General features: G+C 65.6%; 13 protein-coding genes and 2 tRNA genes. 5 read left to right on the forward strand and 10 right to left on the reverse strand.

Translation table 11 applies throughout. The features are described from left to right. Positions 1–100 precede the first annotated feature (100 nt). Complete coding sequence (locus BLT40_RS16825) at positions 101–1,111, forward strand: NAD-dependent epimerase (protein WP_079520924.1); 1,011 nt, start codon at positions 101–103, stop codon at positions 1,109–1,111. Here BLT40_RS16825 and recD read toward each other — a convergent pair whose 3' ends face one another. The 6 genes from recD to uvrB all read right to left on the reverse strand — a co-directional run bounded on the left by recD (position 1,112) and on the right by uvrB (position 12,958). After that, positions 1,112–3,004 (reverse strand): exodeoxyribonuclease V subunit alpha, encoded by a 1,893-nt coding sequence (recD, locus tag BLT40_RS16830; RefSeq protein WP_090355074.1) that lies wholly within the window; start codon positions 3,002–3,004, stop codon positions 1,112–1,114. Further along, a complete protein-coding gene (recB, locus tag BLT40_RS16835) occupies positions 3,001–6,660 on the reverse strand; it encodes an exodeoxyribonuclease V subunit beta (protein WP_255364049.1) in 3,660 nt (1,219 codons plus the stop codon). Before recB ends, recD begins: the two co-directional genes overlap by 4 nt. Further along, positions 6,657–10,082, reverse strand: a complete 3,426-nt coding sequence (recC, locus tag BLT40_RS16840) for an exodeoxyribonuclease V subunit gamma (RefSeq protein ID WP_255364050.1) — start codon at positions 10,080–10,082, stop codon at positions 6,657–6,659. Before recC ends, recB begins: the two co-directional genes overlap by 4 nt. Before the next feature lie 37 nt (positions 10,083–10,119). Next, positions 10,120–10,539: a CopD family protein gene (locus BLT40_RS16845; RefSeq protein WP_036114943.1), complete on the reverse strand. Its 420-nt coding sequence runs from the start codon at positions 10,537–10,539 to the stop codon at positions 10,120–10,122. Between the two features lie 237 nt (positions 10,540–10,776). After that, positions 10,777–10,851: transfer RNA gene (locus BLT40_RS16850), tRNA-Val, on the reverse strand. Positions 10,852–10,933: 82 nt separating this feature from the next. Next, positions 10,934–12,958: an excinuclease ABC subunit UvrB gene (gene uvrB, locus BLT40_RS16855; protein WP_036114946.1), complete on the reverse strand. Its 2,025-nt coding sequence runs from the start codon at positions 12,956–12,958 to the stop codon at positions 10,934–10,936. Between the two features lie 131 nt (positions 12,959–13,089). On the opposite strand from uvrB, the gene BLT40_RS16860 reads away from it, so the two are divergent. The 3 genes from BLT40_RS16860 (at position 13,090) to BLT40_RS16870 (ending at position 14,205) form a co-directional block, all read left to right on the forward strand. Continuing rightward, entirely contained in the window at positions 13,090–13,623 is a 534-nt protein-coding gene (locus BLT40_RS16860; RefSeq protein ID WP_081996471.1) for a GspH/FimT family pseudopilin, read from the forward strand. A 47-nt stretch (positions 13,624–13,670) separates the two neighbouring features. Further along, positions 13,671–13,747 (forward strand) — tRNA-Asn (locus BLT40_RS16865). A gap of 125 nt (positions 13,748–13,872) precedes the next feature. Beyond that, entirely contained in the window at positions 13,873–14,205 is a 333-nt protein-coding gene (locus BLT40_RS16870) for a hypothetical protein (protein WP_090355079.1), read from the forward strand. A gap of 170 nt (positions 14,206–14,375) precedes the next feature. Here the strand turns inward: BLT40_RS16870 and BLT40_RS16875 are convergent, their stop codons facing one another. Beyond that, positions 14,376–15,152, reverse strand: a complete 777-nt coding sequence (locus BLT40_RS16875; protein ID WP_036114954.1) for an SDR family NAD(P)-dependent oxidoreductase — start codon at positions 15,150–15,152, stop codon at positions 14,376–14,378. Between the two features lie 115 nt (positions 15,153–15,267). On the opposite strand from BLT40_RS16875, the gene BLT40_RS16880 reads away from it, so the two are divergent. Continuing rightward, a complete protein-coding gene (locus BLT40_RS16880) occupies positions 15,268–16,152 on the forward strand; it encodes an AraC family transcriptional regulator (protein WP_090355081.1) in 885 nt (294 codons plus the stop codon). A gap of 187 nt (positions 16,153–16,339) precedes the next feature. Here the strand turns inward: BLT40_RS16880 and BLT40_RS16885 are convergent, their stop codons facing one another. The 3 genes from BLT40_RS16885 to ppnN all read right to left on the reverse strand — a co-directional run bounded on the left by BLT40_RS16885 (position 16,340) and on the right by ppnN (position 18,845). After that, complete coding sequence (locus tag BLT40_RS16885; protein ID WP_090355083.1) at positions 16,340–16,942, reverse strand: DNA-3-methyladenine glycosylase; 603 nt, start codon at positions 16,940–16,942, stop codon at positions 16,340–16,342. 194 nt (positions 16,943–17,136) lie between these two features. Further along, positions 17,137–17,292 (reverse strand): DUF3309 family protein, encoded by a 156-nt coding sequence (locus BLT40_RS16890; protein ID WP_079520847.1) that lies wholly within the window; start codon positions 17,290–17,292, stop codon positions 17,137–17,139. A gap of 155 nt (positions 17,293–17,447) precedes the next feature. Continuing rightward, a complete protein-coding gene (ppnN, locus tag BLT40_RS16895; protein ID WP_051943872.1) occupies positions 17,448–18,845 on the reverse strand; it encodes a nucleotide 5'-monophosphate nucleosidase PpnN in 1,398 nt (465 codons plus the stop codon). Between the last annotated feature and the right edge of the window lie 10 nt (positions 18,846–18,855).

Genomic DNA, 18,855 nt, shown 5'->3' on the forward strand with positions numbered 1-18,855 from the left:
TCGTCGGTTGGATACCCGTAAAAGCTAGATCAGGGGCGCTGCCGTGTCAATCCGGGCGTCCGCTACAATGGGCGACTCGCTCCACTGGCAGGACATCCCCATGCGCATCCTGGTCACCGGCACTGCCGGCTTCGTCGGCTCGGCCCTCGCCGAGCGCCTCCTTGCGCGCGGCGATACCGTGCTGGGATTCGACAATCACAACGATTACTACGACCCGGGCCTGAAAGAGGCACGCGTCGCCCGTTTCGTGGATCACCCGAATTACACCCATGTCCGCGCCGACCTCGCCGGGCAGGCGGCCGTGGATAAGGCTTTCGCGGAGTTCCAGCCCGAGCGCGTGGTCAACCTGGCCGCGCAGGCCGGCGTGCGTTATTCGCTGACCCACCCGCATGCTTACGTGCAGAGCAACCTGGTCGGCTTCGTCAACATCCTCGAGGCCTGCCGTCGCCACGCCGTGGGGCATCTTGTCTATGCCTCGTCCAGTTCGGTGTACGGCGCGAACCGGAAGATGCCGTTCGCCGTCGAGGATGCCGTGGACCATCCGGTCAGCCTTTACGCCGCCACCAAAAAATCCAACGAGCTGATGGCGCATACCTATAGCCATCTCTTCGGATTGCCCACGACGGGCCTGCGCTTCTTCACCGTGTATGGCCCATGGGGTCGTCCGGACATGTCGCCGATCCTCTTCGCCAACCGCATCGTGCGCGGCGAGGCGATCGACGTGTTCAATCACGGAAATCACAGCCGCGATTTCACTTACATCGACGATATCGTCGAGGGGGTGATCCGTACGCTGGACCATCCGGCGCAGCCTGACCCCACCTACGATCCCGTGGATCCGCATGCGGGAAGTTCGGCGGCTCCGTATCGCGTCTACAACCTGGGCAACGATGAGCCCGTGCAGCTGCTCGATTTCATCGGCCTGCTGGAGAAGCACCTCGGGCGGACGGTGGAGAAGCGACTGTTGCCGATGCAGCCGGGCGATGTACCGGATACCTGGGCCGACGTATCGGCGATTCGCCGGGATGTGGGTTACGCACCATCGACGTCGATCGACGAGGGGCTGCGGAAGTTCGCCGAGTGGTACAAGGACTTTTACAAGGTCGGATGATCAGATAAGACGACGCAACAGTCCGGAAGCGCGGCGGGTCTTGCGAGCGATGGCATAGCCGAGGATGTCGGCCGATGCCAGCAGGGTGAATGCCTTCCGCGCCCGCGTCACACCGGTGTAGACGAGTTCGCGCGTGAGCACGGGAGACGGTTCTGGCGGCAAAGCGAGCGCGGTGTGCTCGAATTCCGAGCCCTGCGATTTGTGCACGGTCATGGCGAATACCGTATCGACGGCGGAGAGCCTGCTCGGAACCACGAAACGGATGCGCTCGCCCGCCTGCTCGTCCGCGACGGAGAACGCCACGCGCAACGCCATGGCGCCCTGCCCGTCCGGCACCCACAGCGTCACACCCACGTCGCCGTTCATGAGACCCAGCGCGTAGTCGTTGCGCGTCACCATGACGGGACGGCCTTCGTACCAGCCCGTGACGGCATCGATCAGGCCACGCTCGAGCAGTCCTCTGGCGATACGTTCGTTTTGTGCGTCGACGCCGGTGTCGCCATGGCGGGTAGCGCACAGCAGCTGAAAGCGCGCGTACGCCGCGAGTGCCCCGGCGCCCCACGCCTCGAAATCACCGAACGCCGCATCGAGCGCAGGCCGTCGCTTTTCGATCCAGTCCAGATAATGCCGGTATCCCGGTGCCTGCCCGCGCCCCTCGATGGCCAGGCTGGCGATGGCGGACGTCGATGGCGGAAGCATCGCGAGATCACCCGACGCGGCTGAAAAACTGGCCATCGCGCCGGCCATCTCACCCCGATTTATCCCGAGCGCCAGTGCGCCGATGCCACTGTCGGCACCAAAGCGGCGACTGCGACGAAGCATGGTGACCTGCTGGTCGAGCGGCCGGGCGTCGTCTTCGACGGTCCAGGCGGTGACGTCCACACCGGCCACCTCGCTCAGCCACTCGCGCGTACGCTCGTCGTAGTGCCCGCGGTCGGCGCGCGCGCAGAGGTCGCCGAGGACGGCGCCCGCCTCCACCGACGAGAGCTGATCCTTGTCGCCCAGGAGAATGAGGCGCGCCTGCGGAGGCAAGGCATCGAGCGTCGCGGCCATCATTTCGAGGTCGATCATCGACGCCTCGTCGATGACGAGCACATCGAGGTGAAGCGGATTATCGGCATCGTGGCGGAACCGCCGACTGTCCGGACGACTGCCCAGCAGACGATGCAAGGTCGTCACTTCCGCGGGGATCGCCTGCTTCACCGCCTCATCGACCCGCAACTGCTCGATCTGCAGGGCAATGGACGCGTTCAGTCGCGCCGCCGCCTTGCCTGTCGGCGCCGCCAGACGAATACGCAGGCGAGGCTGACCGGCGCGATGCGCGATCGTCTGGAGCAGCCCGAGCAAGCGGATGACCGTCGTGGTCTTGCCGGTGCCCGGCCCACCCGTGATGACGGCAAATGCGGCGCGCGCCGCGATGGCACACGCGATTTTCTGCCAGTCGGGACCGTCGTCACCGGCGGGGAACAGCCGGTCCAGTTCCCCGGCCAGATCGTCCGGGACCGCCACACGCGTCAGACGACTCATGATCGATTCGGCCACCCGCGCTTCGTCACGCCAGAAACGGCGCAGGTAGAGCAGGTGTCCATCGAGCACCAGCGGTGCGGCCGGATCGCCTTCGGGCCCCGCCACCAGCGGAGACATGGCGAGCGCGGCGTCGACGCCCGTCAGCGCATCGCCGCCTTCCGCCCAGTCGCGTACGTCGACGCAGATATGTCCGTCGCCGAGCTCGCGACTCAGCAGCGCAGCCGCCAGGAGAACCCGGCGGTCACCCTCCGGGTCCAGCGTGAGGAGAAAACGGGCGAAAGCACGGTCGACCGCCCGGAGGCGGCCTTCCGCCACCCCGGTGTCGAGCCAGCCGATGGCGTCGACCAGACTGACCTCGGTCGTCATGCGACGCCTCCTTCGAAAAGCGCATCCAGTGCGTCGATCATGGCCCGGGGCGGCCGTTCGACGTGCACACCGTGACCTCGGCCATCCACGCCCCGCAGGTACAGGTAGACCGCTCCGCCGATGTGGGTGTCGTAGTCGTAGACGTCGCCGAGGCGCGCACGCAGCTGGCGATGCAGGGCAAGGAGATAGAGCGCGTATTGCAGTTCGTAGCGCGCGTCGAGGATGGAGCGACGCATGGCCTCGGGCGTGTACGACGCCTCATCCGGCCCCAGCCAGTTGGATTTGTAATCGGCGACGTACCAGCGCCCCTCGTGTTCGACGATGAGATCGATAAAGCCCTTGAGCATGCCATTGACGCGGTCGGCGGCGAGCGCGGGACGGGCCGCGCCTTCCAGCGTATGCGTCCGGACGATACGGTCCAGTGCGAGGGTATCGACACTCTTCGCCTCGAAAAGGAACTCGAGTTCCGCGCGATAACGGGCGGGGTCGTCAAGCGCACTCAGTGTCAGTGAACCCCCGTCCGGCAGCGGAAGCGGCGTGGCCAGCAACACGAGCAACCAGTCGGTCAGAAGGTCGATGGCATGCGACCAGCCACGCCGTTCGCAACGACGCGCGACCATGTCGCGCAGGCGCGCGGGATCGGCGGCAATCGTGGCGAATCCTTCTTCAGCGATCCATTCCAGCAGGTCGTGGAGAAAGGTACCGGCTTCCGCGCCGCGCTCGAACCCGTGAATGCCTCCGCCCGCGACCGGGGCGGGCACCGCCATCGGCTCGGCCGTGTATTCGACGATGACGTCGTCGGTGGCCGTTTCCGGAGCGACGATCTCATCTTCCGCGTGTCGCAGCGCGCTGTAGCTTGCGATCCACCAGCGCTCCGCGCGCGAGGCGCGCGCCGTCCGTGCAGGCAGGGGACGCTCGATCCGCGAGGGCGGTGTGTAAGGACGGTCCTCGGGCGCGGGCATATAATCGACGTTGATGAAGGGCTTGCCGTCGGCAAGGCGGCGCAACAGCCCCTCGATGGCGCCGTTGTCGATTTCAGCGCCGCCCGTCAGCAGGTGCCCCAGCGCCGCCTTGTGCAGCTGAGGCTTCTTCGCCGCCTGATGACTGACCGGCGCGACGCCGACCCAGCAGGCGTGGCGGGCACGCGTCAGGGCGACGTAGAGCAGGCGAAGGTCTTCCTGCAGCGCGGCGCGCTCGGCGGCGTCCTTCGCATCACGCACGGAATCACCGGCCCCTTCCTGACTGGCCGAGAGCAACTCGAGCTGCGCGCCGGTGCCGTCGTGATAGCGGTAGCCCTGCCCGGCCCGGACGCCCGCGGCGGCGGCGGCGAAAGGCAGGAATACCAGGGGGTACTCGAGACCTTTCGACTTGTGAATGGTGACGACCTTGACCAGATCGTCGTCGCTTTCCAGCCGGACGATCTGATCGTCCCCGGAGTGCGTCGAGGTATCGGCGATACGTTCGGCCAGATGGCGAATCAGTGCCTGCTCGCCGTCGATGGTCGACGACGCCTGCTGGAGCAACTCCGCCAGGTGGAGCAGATTGGTCAGACTTCGCTCGCCGCCCCGTTTTGAAAGCAGTCGTGCCGGCAGGTCGAAGACGTGCAGGAACCGGTGCAGCATGGCAAGCACGCCGCCACGTCGCCACGTCTCCCGCAACTCGAACAGTTGCTGGCCGCGATGCTCCCAGTGCCGCTCGTCGACGTTGAGCCGCTCCAGTTCGCCATAGCCCAGGTCGAGGCTGCGCGTGGCCAGCGCGGCGCGCATGGCCGTGTCCGATGACGGCTCCGCCACAGCCCTCAACCAGAGCACGACGTCATGGGCTTCGATGCCTTCGAGGACGGAATCGCGATCGGAAAGGAACACGCTGCGAACGTTACGCGCGGACAGCGCATCGCGGATTTCGGCCGCTTCGTTGTGACTGCGCACGAGGACGGCGATATCGGCCGGCTTCAAGGGCGTGAGCACACCCTCGCCACCGACGAACCCGCAGTCGCCGCGCTCCGCGGCCGTCAGCAGATCGACGATACGGGTAGCGCACGCGCCAGCCATCTGCTCGCGATAGATCCGGACGCCTACCGGTTGTTCGTCGTCGAGCAGCCAGACCTGGAGTGCGGCGGGTGTCGCACCATCGACGACGAAGCGCTCCGCACGGCCACGCGCCCGCACCGGCACAAAGGGCAGACCCCGGTCGGCGAAGTGGAAAGCGCCCGTCGCGTGCGCTTCCGCGTGGCCGAACACGGCGTTGACCGCCGCCACCATGCCCTCGCTGGAACGGTGGTTCGTATCCAGGCTGTAGTGTGGCGCGATCGCCTCCGCACGCGCGGCCAGATACGTCTGGATGTCGGCGCCGCGGAATGCGTAGATCGCCTGTTTGGGGTCGCCGATGAGCAGCAGACCCGTCTCTTCCCGGACAGCGTAAATGCCGCGGAATATCCGGTATTGCAGCGGGTCGGTATCCTGAAACTCGTCGATCAGCGCCAGGGGAAACTGGCGGGCGATGGTGTCGGCGACACCGGCGCCGGCGTCCGATGCGAGTGCCTGATCGAGGCGCAGCAGCAGGTCGTCGAATCCGATCTGCGCGCGACGGCGCTTCTGCGCGGCGAAGCGCTCGCGCACCCAGACGAGGGCATCCGCCAGTACGAGGTGTCTGATGCTGACCTTGCCGGCCTGCCACTCCTGCCAGTGCTCCAGCGCCGCGAAAGCCGGGTGTTCCGGCCGGCTCTTGCCCTTGCCGGTGGCGCGGCCCAGGCGCGTTACCGAATAACGGGCGATATCGAAGTCGGCCCGCTCCGCGCCTTCGGCCCAGCGCCGCATGGCGGCGAGGTCGGCAGGCATGCGGTCGGGCTTGTACCAGCCGTTATGCAGAATCTTGTCGCGCACGGCATCGACGATGATGGATTCGATGCGTTCGCGATCCGCCAGCCAGCTGCGCGCGGCCTCCTCGTTCCGACGCCGGTCTTCCTCGTCCCACGCCGCGCGCTCGGCCAGCGCGGCATCGGTATCGCCACCAGGCGCGAGCACCTCACCATTGACGCGCAAGGTCGCCTCGCCACCGAACAACAGCGGTCGCAGCGCACGGGCGAGCGCATCGGGGGTACGCCACTCTTCCAGAATCGGCGCGAGCCGGGCCTCGTCGAGAGGATAGAACGCCTTGCGCCAGTAATCGCGAACGCACTCGGCGAGCAGCTCGCTTTCGTCAGGTTCGAGCGTCTGCGCGAAGGCGTGACCGCTGCCGAACGCGTGCTGCACCAGCATGCGCTGGCTCCAGCCGTGGATGGTGAAGATCGCCGCCTCGTCCATCCACTGGGCCGCGAGGTCGAGCCGACGCGCGCATGCGCCGTGCAGATCCGGCGCGTACGCCTCCAGCAATTCGCCGAGAAAAGGCTCCGCCGCGTGTCCCGTGCGGAACGCGGCCGCGGCCTCGACGAGACGCGCCCGGATACGCTCACGCAGTTCCTGCGTCGCGGCCTCGGTAAAGGTGACGACCAGAATCTGTGGTGGAAGCAAAGGCTGCGCCAGCCCGTGACCGAGCACCGCGCGCACGTAAAGCGCAGCGATCGTCCAGGTCTTGCCGGTGCCGGCGCTCGCCTCGATCAGGCGTACCCCGTCCAGGGGCATCGAGAGGGGCCGCAGGGGCTGAATATCGATGCTCACGACCGGTCCACCCGCAACAGACCGAGAAGATCGCGGTAGGGCTGCAACCAGCCAGAGAAGCCCGCCTGCGCCAGGGCATCGAAGTTCGGCCAGGCACGTGTCAGATAGGGGTCGCCGTCGACTTCGCCACGCGCGCGATCGTGTACGCCGTCATAGGCGGTTCGTGCCGCCTGCAGGGCACCGTCCTCCGGCGCGGAAAGCGCCGCGATCGCCGTGCGCGCGGCGACCGGCAAGGGCGTGCGCATGCCTTCGCGCCAGGCCTTCACCAGGGTGTGCAGCATCGCGGTGGCGGGATCGAGCGGGACGGGAGCGAGGACGATCGTCGCGTCCGGTCCGACATACCGCGTCTCGACGGCCAGACCCGCTGCCTGCGCCACGAGGTGATCGATCCAGGGCATGACCAGCCGGTGCGCACGCGGGCTGCCGTCCACATCCAGCACGTTCGACGGCGACAGGAGAAACGACGCGAGGTCGCCCTGCTCGTTCGCGCGCAGATCGGCGAGCCAGTCCTCGATGATCACGCCATCCACTTCGACACGAATCTCGCGTTTACCGGCATCGACCGGCCATGCGCGGCGCTCGGTGACGAACCTGCCGAATACCGCGGAAGCCGCCGCCGTCAGATCCCTGCGCACGGGGGCGGCAAAGGCCCCCATCGGCAACAGGCCGCTGCGTTGAAGACGCGACGCGGTCGCATCGATCGCACCCGTGGCGTCACGCTCGTCGTGAAGGGCTGCACGCAGCAACGTATCGGTCATGCCGAAGCGACCGAGCGCATCGACCGCAAATGGCTCCAGGTCATCGCCCGCGACGTCCGCCAGTTCGAACCGCACGCCCAGCCTTGCCTGGAAAAACTCTCTGACGGGGTGACGAAGAAACCGGCGAAGCACCGCCAGGCCGACCGGACGCTCGACCGCCAGAGCGGGAAGTTCGACGTGGTCCGCATGCGGCGCCGCGTCGTGCGCCTGACGCCATTCGCTGGCGTAGGTGAACAACCGCGCATCGCCCTCGCGAAAGTAGGCGCGACTGAACGGCTGCAGCGGGTGCTCGACGGAGAGCCGGTTCAGCAGGGTCTCCCCGACGGACGACGCGCGCCAGGCCGTGGCCAGGTAGTCGCGCAGCTGGCCCACCAGCACCGAAGGCGCGCGCTCGCTGTTGTCGCGGGCGCTGCGCGCCACCCAACCGATGTGCAACGCATCGCGTGCCGAAAGCAACGCTTCGAGGAACAGGTAACGATCGTCCTCGCGCCGCGATCGGTCGCCGGGGCGCCAGGCGCCGGCGCGCGACATCAGGTCGAAGTCCATCGGCGGCCGCGCGCGCGGGTAGTCGCCGTCGTTCATGCCGAGCAGACAGACCACGCGGAACGGAATGGCGCGCATCGGCATCAGGGTGCCGAAGCTCACCGCGCCAGCGAGGAATCGCTTCGACAGGCCGGCGTCGTCGAATTGCCCGAGCCAGGCCTCGCGAACGACGTCCACCGGGAGCGCCTCGTCGAAAGCGGCTTCGGCGCAGGCACCCTCCCATACGTCCAGGGCGTCGAGCAGGCGCTCGACCAGCTTTGCATCGTCGGCATCCGAACGGTCGAAGAAGTCGTCCAGAAGCTGGCGCAGGCGTGTGGCCCACACCGTCGGCGGTGCGGGATCCGCCATGTGACGCCAGTGACGGCCGAGCGCGTCGAGCAGGTCGGCGAGCGGGCCCACGAGCGCCGCGTCGAGACCGCCCACCTCGTCGAACGGCTCGATGTCGCCCCATGCCTCGCCGGCACCGACCGCGTAGCCCAGGAGCATGCGACGCAGCCCGAACGTCCACGTGTTCTGCCCGAGCGCCGGCAAACCCAGTGAACCGCGCTGGGCGGCGTCCAGTCCCCAGCGAATCCCCGCGCCCTCGATCCAGCGGTGAAGCAACGGCAGGTGATCTTCCTTCAATCCGAAACGGCGACGCACCGACGGAACGTCGAGCAGGTCGGCCATCTCCCCTGCCGCGAAGCGCGACTCGGTCATGCCCATGAGCATGTCGAGCGCCATGACGAGGGGAACGGTGCCGCGCGCCGCCCGATCGGCGACGCTGAAGGGTATGAAGCGCGGATCGTCGCGCGGCACGCGCCCGAAGACCGCATCGATATGCGGGCCATAGGTTTCGATGTCGGGCACCATCACGATGACGTCGCGGGGCAGAATGGGATCGCCCCGGTCCGCCGACGCCTCGAAACGCGCGAGCAGCTGATCGTGAAGGATCTCCACTTCGCGCTGGGGACCGTGAGCGAGATGGAAAACGATGGACGTGTCGTCCGTCGCGACGGGTCGCGGTTCGGCCGGTAGCGGCTCGAGGTCGAGAATCGCTGCCTGCACCTGGCCGAGCAAGCTGTCGGAGGCAGGCTCGGCGAACAGGTCGATCCGCTGATCCCACGCCGTGAAGCGCTCACGGTAACTTTCGGGATGATCGAATTCATCAAGGAGACGAATGTAATCCCGGCCCTGCTTGCCCCAGGCGGCCAGCAGCGGATTGGCGTAGAGATGCATGTCGGCGTCGGACGGCAGAGCCGGCATGCCCGGCTTCGCTTCCTGCCGGCGACGCTCGGCGCGAAGGAGCTCGCGGTCGTCGACGATATCGGCCCAGTAGTGCCGACAGGGGTTCATGACCACGAGAACGACCTGCGACCAGCGCGCCAGTGCGGAAAGCGCTTCGAGCGTCTGTCGCGGCAGCGTGGACATGCCGAATACGACGATGCGCCGCGGAAGCGCCGGGGGCCTCTCGCTCGCGGCGGCCACGGCGCGCAGGAATCGCTCATGCACCGCGGCGCGATGACCGTCGGCCTCCCCGGGCCCTACATCGTCGAGCAGGCGACGCCAGAGCAGGGCCTGCCACCGATCGCCATCGGCCATTGCCGGCGCCGCGCCACGCGCGTCACGCAGCACATCGCGTCCAGCGGCCCAGTCGTCGAGCCAGTCGGCGCGATACACCTGATAGCCGTCATAGAGATCGGCGAGTCGCTCGGCGAGCTGGTGGCATTTGCGCGCGTCGCCATCCGAACCAAGGAATGCGGCCAGGGGCGCGAACCCGTCCTCGCCCGCCAGCGACGGCAGCAGCCGCATCAGTCGCCAGACGAGCCGCGACTTGTCGAACGGCGATTCGGGCGGTACCGCGTCCTTGCCGAGCACGGCGCGATACGCCACCCATAGGAAACGACCCGGCAACTGCACGTTGACGGCGGCGGCGATTCCGAGGCCACCGTCTTCGACCGCGCGCGCCAGCGCCAGACGGAACCACTGCGCGATACCGTTGGACTGGACGAGGACCCACTCGTCTTCCAGCGGGCGCAACGGCGCACGGCGAAGCCACGCGACCAGAACGTCACGTAGCTCTTCCAGTCGGTTGCCATGCAGGACCATGAGGCCCGGGGCGACGTCGTTCCCTGCGCTCAAGGTCGGACTCCGGTGAACAAGGGGGCGGCACGAAAGCTCAGAACGGTTTCCCGACCACGAGGTAGACGATGCCGAGCAGGACGAGCACAGGCAGTTCGTTGAAGATGCGCAGCGTTCTGGACGGCGGCAGCGCCCCGCCCGCCATGCTCCGCTTCAGGAGACGCCCCGACCAGATGTAATACGCCAGCATGACGGCGACCAGCGCGAGCTTGGCGTGCAGCCAGGCGCCGTAGATATGAAAATAGAACCACAGCACGAGCCCGAAGAGAACGGCCATGCCAAACATGCCGTGGCCGAACTTATAGAGCCGCCGACCCATCAGTTCGAGCCGCGCTTTTACGGCCGGCTCGTTGCCCGCCTCGACGATGTTGATCAGGATTCGGGGCAGGTAGAACACCGTCGCCATCCAGGCGATGACGAAGACGATGTGCAGGGATTTGATCAGCAGGTAGCCCACGGATGCCGCTCCACTGGAAATAGCGTGAGTGTAGCGACTCTCCGTCGCGGCGACCGGCGGCGTGAGGACGCATCGATGCCACGACACTTACGCCCATAAGCCCGGGAACCGACGGGCCGCGCCGGGAACTGCCGCAGGCGTCGCACGCGATAGGGAGAATCCGGAAAACAGGCACAAAAAAAGGAGCCTCAGGCTCCTTTTTTCAGCTTCTTCGTGCCACTTCCACAAAAAAGAAAGTGGTGGGCGGTACAAGGATCGAACTTGTGACCCCTACCATGTCAAGGTAGTGCTCTACCGCTGAGCTAACCGCCCGAAGAGCTGCGCAGTTTACCGACGCCCGCACGCGTCTGCAAGAGGTTCGGGTGAAATATTTCACCCGAAGCTTTCCGGCGGCTCAGCGCAGGGCGCGCTCACGCAGCTTGTGGATCTCATCGCGGAGCTTACCCGCCTCCTCGAACTCGAGGTTCTGAGCGTGCTTGTACATGCGGGTCTCCAGCTTCTTGATCGTGGAGCCCACCTGCTCCGGCGTCAGCGAGCTGTAGTCGGCCTGTTCCTCGGCGACCTTCTTCGCTTCCTTGCCCTTGCGCCCCTTACCGCCTCGCGAGCCCAGATCCGAGCGAGCCCCCTCCATGATGTCCGCGATGCGGCGGACGACGGTCGTCGGGGTGATGCCGTTGGCCGTGTTGTACTCGATCTGCTTTTCCCGGCGGCGGGCCGTTTCTTCCATCGCCTCCTTCATCGACCCCGTGATGGTGTCGCCATAAAGGATGGCCTTGCCACGCACGTTACGGGCTGCCCGGCCGATGGTCTGAATCAGCGAACGGTTCGAGCGCAGGAAACCTTCCTTGTCCGCATCCAGAATCGCCACCAGCGAGACCTCGGGCATGTCGAGGCCCTCACGAAGCAGGTTGATGCCTACCAGCACATCGAACTCACCCAGACGCAGGTCACGGATGATCTCCGTGCGCTCGACCGTATCGATATCGGCATGCAGGTAGCGCACGCGCACGTCGTGCTCGGACAGGTAGTCGGTCAGGTTTTCCGCCATGCGCTTGGTCAGGGTGGTCACCAGCACCCGGTCGCCCATCGCCACGCGCTTGTGAATCTCACCAAGCAGATCGTCGACCTGGGTGCGCACCGGGCGCACTTCGACCTCGGGATCGATCAGGCCCGTCGGACGGACGACCAGCTCGACGATGTTGTCGTCGGAGCGATCGAGCTCGTACTTCGCGGGTGTCGCCGATACGTAGATCGCACGCGGCGCCCTGCGCTCCCACTCCTCGAAACGCAGCGGACGGTTGTCCATCGCCGACGGCAGACGGAAGCCGAATTCCACAAGGGTTTCCTTCCGCGAGCGGTCGCCCTTGTACATGGCGCCCAGCTGCGGCACGGTGACGTGCGACTCGTCCACGACCATCAGCGCGTCCGGCGGCAGGTAGTCGAACAGGGTCGGCGGCGGCTCGCCGGCACCCCGACGCGTCATATGCCTGGAATAGTTCTCGATGCCCTGACAGAACCCGACCTCCGCCATCATTTCGAGGTCGAACCGCGTGCGCTGCTCCAGCCGCTGCGCCTCGACGAGCTTGTTGTCCCGATACAACTGCTCCAGACGTTCCGATAGCTCGATCTTGATCGTCTCCATCGCGTTGAGCACGCTCTGGCGGGTGCTGGCGTAATGCGTCTTCGGATAGACGGTGTAGCGAGGCACCTTGCGCAGCACTTCACCCGTCAGAGGGTCGAAAAGCGAGAGGTTCTCCACGTCGCCATCGAACAGCTCGATGCGCAGTGCCTCCGCTTCCGATTCCGCCGGAAACACATCGATCACCTCGCCCCGCACGCGATACGTACCGCGCCGCAACTCCATTTCATTGCGCACGTACTGCAGCTCGGTCAGCTGCTTGATGAGCGCACGCTGGGCGATATGCTCACCACGCGACAGGATCAACCGGAGGCTCATGTAGTCCTCGGGGTCACCCAGACCGTAGATCGCCGACACCGTCGCCACGATCAGTGAATCGCGGCGTGAAAGCAGCGCCTTCGTCGCGGCCAGCCGCATCTGCTCGATGTGGTCATTGATGCTCGAGTCCTTCTCGATGAAGGTGTCCGAGGCAACCACGTAGGCTTCCGGCTGGTAGTAGTCGTAGTAGCTGACGAAATACTCCACGGCGTTATGCGGGAAGAACTCCTTGAACTCACCGTACAGCTGCGCCGCCAGCGTCTTGTTCGGCGCCAGCACGATGGTCGGCTTCTGAATCTGCTCGACCACGTTGGCGATCGTGTAGGTCTTGCCTGAGCCCGTCACGCCGAGCAGGGTCTGCGCGGCCAGGCCGGACTCGAAACCCTCGGTCAGGCGACGAATGGCCTCGGGCTGGTCGCCGGAGGGCTTGTACGGGGAAACGAGCTGAAAGCGATCGGTCATGGCTGACGATATGCTGGTTCGGAGGTCGAGTTTAAAGCTCCAGCGCCTACACGACGTGACGTCTTCCCCCTACAGCTGACAGCAGGTGTCAGCAGTCACGATCAGGCGCCCCCTCCCGGACGCGAGCCGCCATGCCTCCCTGGCCCCCAAAGGGTTTCACCCTGCCGGAACTGATGACCGTCCTGGCCGTGACCGCCGTGCTTGCCGTGGCCGCGATATGCGGTGCCGGGGAGGCCATCGGGCGATATCAGCTCAGGGCGACCGGGGATGCCCTTTTCGGTTCTCTGGAGCGGGCCAGGGCCACCGCCATCCGCCGCGGACATTCCACCCGTGTGTGCGCCAGTGCGGATGGGCGGACCTGTTCGTCCGCTTCGGGCTGGAATCATGGCTGGATTTCACGCGACCGGGATGTCCTCGCTCTTTTCGACGCGTCCGACGTTGTCCCAGCGCGCATCGCATCCGCCCGACACGGCAAGCCGCCCGTGATCGACTTTCAGCCGGATGGAAGCGCTGGCGGCGGCAACCAGCGGATCACCCTCTGCCTGCGCGGCAAGCCGCAGACAGCGCTCAGCATCGTCATATCCAATGCGGGTCGCGTCCGGCGCGACACCGCTCCGTCGGACGATGCCACCGCCTGCTCCCGCCGTCCTTCACGAAATGCTTAGAGACGCTTGACAGCCCCCACCGTTATCAACAAAATACGTGGCTCCCCGCCCGAATAGCTCAGCCGGTTAGAGCACTTGACTGTTAATCAGGGGGTCGTTGGTTCGAGTCCAACTTCGGGCGCCAGGTTTTGAAAGGGTCTGCAGCGATGCAGGCCCTTTTCTTTTGGCGGCACGATGTTCGCCTACGGACAAGCGAAAACTGCGCACCTATAATCGGGTCTCGCACACACACAAGGAGAGCGCGCGGACATGGACACTTTTGCCAACGACCGGAATGCAGCCGCGAATGGCGAGTCGACCACCTCCCGAGGTCCATTCCTGACCGACAACACCGCGGCGTCCATCCTGCTTCAGATCAAGGATGCGATTCCGCGCATCGAGACCGAGCTCAGATACCTGAAAGACCTGGCAGCGGCGACGAAAAAAGACGTTGACGATCTGAAAACGTGGAAATCGCTGATTTTGGGTGGCGCCGGACTTCTGGCCATGCTGTTCGGGCTCTACAAAGCAGCATCCGGCTCCATCCACGTCACATTCGGAGATACGCCACCGGTCGCCGCGATGGTCCGAAACGTCTCTTAAGCGTCGGCGCGCCCGACGCCGACTTCGATAAGGCGATCGCACAGGGCGCTTCGGCCATTCGTCCCATGGAGGAAAAGCCCTGGGGTCAGCGCGTCGGCCATCTGCGTGACCTCAACGGCGTGATCGTCGAGATCTGCTCGCCCATGGGCGCCTGACCGGGCACGACGCGCTTAGAGCGCCATCCCGCCAGCTACCTCGATGCGCTGCCCGTTGACCCAGCGATTCTCGTCACCGAGCAGCGCGGCGATCATCTCGCCGATATCGTCCGGCTGCCCGATCCGCGCAAGCGCCGTGTTCGCGATCACCATCTTCTGCACCTCGGGGTTGTCGCGAACCATGCCGCCGCTGAAGTCTGTCGCGATGGCGCCGGGAGCCACCGCGTTCACGGTTATACCGCGCGGACCCAGCTCCTTGGCCATGTACCGTGTCAGTGACTCGACAGCGGCCTTCATTGCACCGTAGGCGGCCGTCGGTGCCGCCGAGACGCGTGCCAGACCGGACGACAGGTTGACGATGCGTCCACCGTCGCGAATCAGCGGCAGCAAGGTCTGCGAGAGCAGGAACGTACCTTTGAAGTGGACGTTGAACACCGCATCCAGTTCGGCCTCCGTGGTCTCGGCAAACGCCTTGTGCAACGAGATGCCCGCGTTGTTGACGAGGTAATCGAAGCGATCGGCGCCCAGGGACGACAGCGTCGAAGCCAGCTCGGTTGCGAAGGCGCCGAAGGACGACGCCACTCCCACGTCGAGCGGGAGCGCCATGGCCCGCGAACCGAGGTCGGCGACAGCGGCGACCACGGCCTCGGCATCCGCCCGACGGCTCTGGTAGGTGAACACGCTGTCGACGCCGCGCCTGGCAAGGGCGAGCACGGTCGCACGACCCAGGCCACGGCTGCCGCCGGTCACCACCGCGATACGGCGGGCACTGTTATTGTCTTTTGAAGTCATGACGCCATGTCCATCAGGGAAAGAGTCATCACAGCTTAGGCAGACGGGGCGTTGCCCTGAATGCCGGAACCCACCCGCTTCCTGCCCGATCCTGCACGACGATTCCGGAGCCCCCATGCTTGCAGCCCTGCGCGACGCGATTCTTCACCAGACCGATCGCGCCATCGGGCAAAGCCCTCTGTCGACGGGCGTACCGGGCCTAACGTTGCTACGCTCGCATCGCGAGAAGATGCCCGCCCTGCTGATCTACAAGCCCGCGCTCTGCATCGTCGCCCAGGGGTCCAAATGGGCGCTGTTCGGCGACCGCCACATCGAGTACGGCGCGGGACAGGCGCTGGTGGTCAGTGTGGAAACACCCGCTCTCGGGCGCGTTACTGCCGCCAGTCCGGACGAGCCGTATCTGGGCGCCATCGTGGAATTCGATCTGGGGATCCTGCGCGACGTCCTCGTGGCCATCCAGCCGCCGGATGACGGCGACGAGGAAGCAGGCGTCTTCGTTGCCGACCTGGACCGCGGAATCGGCGACTGCGTCACCCGGCTCATCCGCCTCATGGACACCCCCGCAGCCATCCCCGTGCTCTATCCGGCCATCATGCGCGAGCTCAGTTACTGGCTGCTCGCAGGGCCACAGGGTGGTGCCATCGCACGACTCGCATTGGCCAACGAGCATCAGGCCTCGATCATCGGCGCGATCCACGCACTGCGCGACCGCTACGCGGAAACGGTAAGTGTCGACGACCTCGCCGATATCGCGCGAATGAGCGCGTCCGCGTTCCATCGGCAGTTCAAGCGCATGACCTCGATGACGCCGTTGCAGTACCAGAAGCAGCTGCGGTTGTTCGAGGCGCGACGGCTGATGCTCGCCGAAAACAGCAATGTGGAAACCACCGCGTACCGTGTCGGCTACGAAAGCGCTTCGCAGTTCAGCCGCGAGTACGCGCGCATGTTCGGGGCACCGCCGCGGCGCGACGTCGAGCAGCTTCGTAGCAGCGCCGCCTGACCGGCGCGACGATCAGCTGTCGATCTGCGTGATCGAGCAACGGCCGTTGACGGTCTCGATCTGCACGGACTTACGGCCGTTGAAATACTCGAGACGATAGCCTTCGAGCCCGCCGGAAGACGATTCGATCGGCGTTTCGCGATCAGGCTTACCCGCGACACTGCGAAGGGAAGCTCATTCGCTGCGCTCAGGCACGCGAGACGTTGACATTCCCCGCGACGAACCAGCGCCATAACAGATCCGTACCCTCACGGATGCCGATGCGCGCGGAGCCGGGCACCTCATCGGGAGGCGGCGTGCCGTCGTCCAGGATCGTGTAACCGTCTCGCGCCGCGACAAGGTCGATACCGTTCTGCTCGCCGGTAATGCCCATCGCCTGGGTCAGTCGTGCGGGGCCGCTGCACAGTTCGCGATCCTTGCGTATGCGCGGGCGCGCGGCACGCATGCGTTCGATGCCGTCGATGGGTTCCAGCGCGCGAATCAGCACGCCCGAGCCCTCGCCTTCGTCGCCACACACCGTGTTGCAGCACCAGTGCATGCCATAGGTGAAGTACACATACATGTGGCCCGGGGGGCCGAACATCACCGCATTGCGCCGGGTCTTGCCACGAAAGGTATGCGCGGCGGGATCAATCGCTCCGACATAAGCCTCGACCTCGACGATGCGCCCGGCGCGCCCGTCGTCGCTGGCGAGAAGTTTGTTCAGAAGTTGAGGCCCTACCTCGCGTGCATCGCGATGGAAGAAGGATCGCGGAACGATATCCCCAGGCCAACGATGGCGACGAGCCAACTTTAAGGCTCCACCGGCGCGCCGTCGGTATCCGGATCGGGCCCTGGACGCCTTACAGGCTCAGGGTCGTAGGGAGGCGGCGCGGTTCGCGGTGGCACGCTGTCGGTGTCGGGAACGGGTCGATGAGGTCGATGCATGACATTCTCCGGTGGTCGGTGCCCGCGTCTGGCGGGCACCGACGACGCGAAGCCCGATCAGAATACGCCGAGCAACCAGCAAATGAGGACGATGGCGAGAATGACGCCGATACCGCCGCTGGGACCGTAGCCCCACGAGCTCGAATAACCCCAGGTCGGAAGACCACCGATGAGGGCGAGAACCAGAACGATGAGCAGGATGGTGACAAGCATGGTGACTCTCCGGGCAGTGGTGCGTGGGAGCCATCGTCGCTTGTGGAACCGTCTAGAACATGTGACGCGGAAGCCGCGCTCCCACGTCACGTTCAGCTAACGGCAGGCCGGATCGCCGCGGGCGAATCCGGCCTGAAAGTACTTAAGTAGCGACTTCAGGTACGCACTACGTAGCACGGCTCGTACGCCGTACCGCCGGGCAGCTTCATACGGTGCTGCTCGACGAACGCCTTCAGCATCTCGTCGAGTGCGCGCATGATTTCCGGCTCGCCGTCGATCACGAACGGACCGAACTGTTCGATCGCACGCACGCCCTCTTCCTTGACGTTACCGGCGACGATGCCCGAGAACGCGCGACGCAGATCCGCCGCGAGTTCATGCTTCGGCCGGTCGCGATGCAGGGCCAGACCGGCCATCGCCTCATGCGTCGGACGGAACGGCTGCTGGAACGGCAGCGGGATGTCGAGCGCCCAGTTGAAGAAGAACGCGTCCTTGTTGTCGAGACGATGGTTACGCACCTTCTCGATACCCGACACCATGGCATGCGCGACCGCCGCCGGATCGTCGACGATGATCTTGTACAACCGGGACACGTCGTCGCCGAGCGTCAGACGAAGGAAGCGATCGATCTGCTCGAAGTAAGCGGCGGAATTCTTCGGGCCGGTGAAGATCAGCGGGAACGGAATGCCCTTGTTCTTCGGCAGCAACAGAATGCCGAGCATGTAGAGGATCTCTTCCGCCGTACCCACGCCACCCGGGAACACGATGATGCCGTGACCCAGACGCACGAACGCTTCGAGACGCTTCTCGATGTCCGGCATGATCACCAGGTTGTTGACGATCGGGTTGGGTGACTCGGCCGCGATGATGCCTGGCTCGGTCACACCGATGTAGCGGTTGCCCTTGCGACGCTGCTTGGCATGCGCGATGGTCGCGCCTTTCATCGGGCCCTTCATCGCGCCCGGGCCGCAACCCGTGCAGATGTCCATGCCACGCAGGCCGAGCTGGTAGCCCACGCGCTTGGTGTACTCGTACTCATCGCGCGAGATCGAGTGACCGCCCCAGCAGACGACGAGATTGGGATCGACCTGTGGACGCAGGATGCGCGAGTTGCGCAGGATCTCGAACACCGCGTGCGTGATGCCCACGGTGTCGTCGAGATCGAACGCACCTGTTTCGAGCTGGGTCGACACGTAGACGATGTCGCGCACGACGGCGACCAGCAACTCGTTGATGCCGCGGATGATGCGGCCATCGACAAACGCCTGTTCCGGTGCGTTCTTCAGTTCGATCTTGATGCCGCGGTCTTCCTGCAGCACCTGGATGTCGAAATCGGGGTACTGCTCGAACAGCGTGCCGGGATCGTCCGACAGGTTGCCCGAGGTCAGCACGGCCAGTGCGCAACGGCGCAGCAGCTGATGCAGGCCGGAGCCGCTGGCGTCGCGCAGGCGCGCGACCTCATTACGGGACAGGATATCGAGGCCGCCGGCCGGGGACACCCGCGCGCTGACTGTCCTGCCGTTGACCGGATCCCCGAAATGGATGGCATTCATGGAGTTACTC

The organism is Dyella sp. 333MFSha, from assembly GCF_900102405.1.
Taxonomy (GTDB): domain Bacteria; phylum Pseudomonadota; class Gammaproteobacteria; order Xanthomonadales; family Rhodanobacteraceae; genus Luteibacter; species Luteibacter mycovicinus.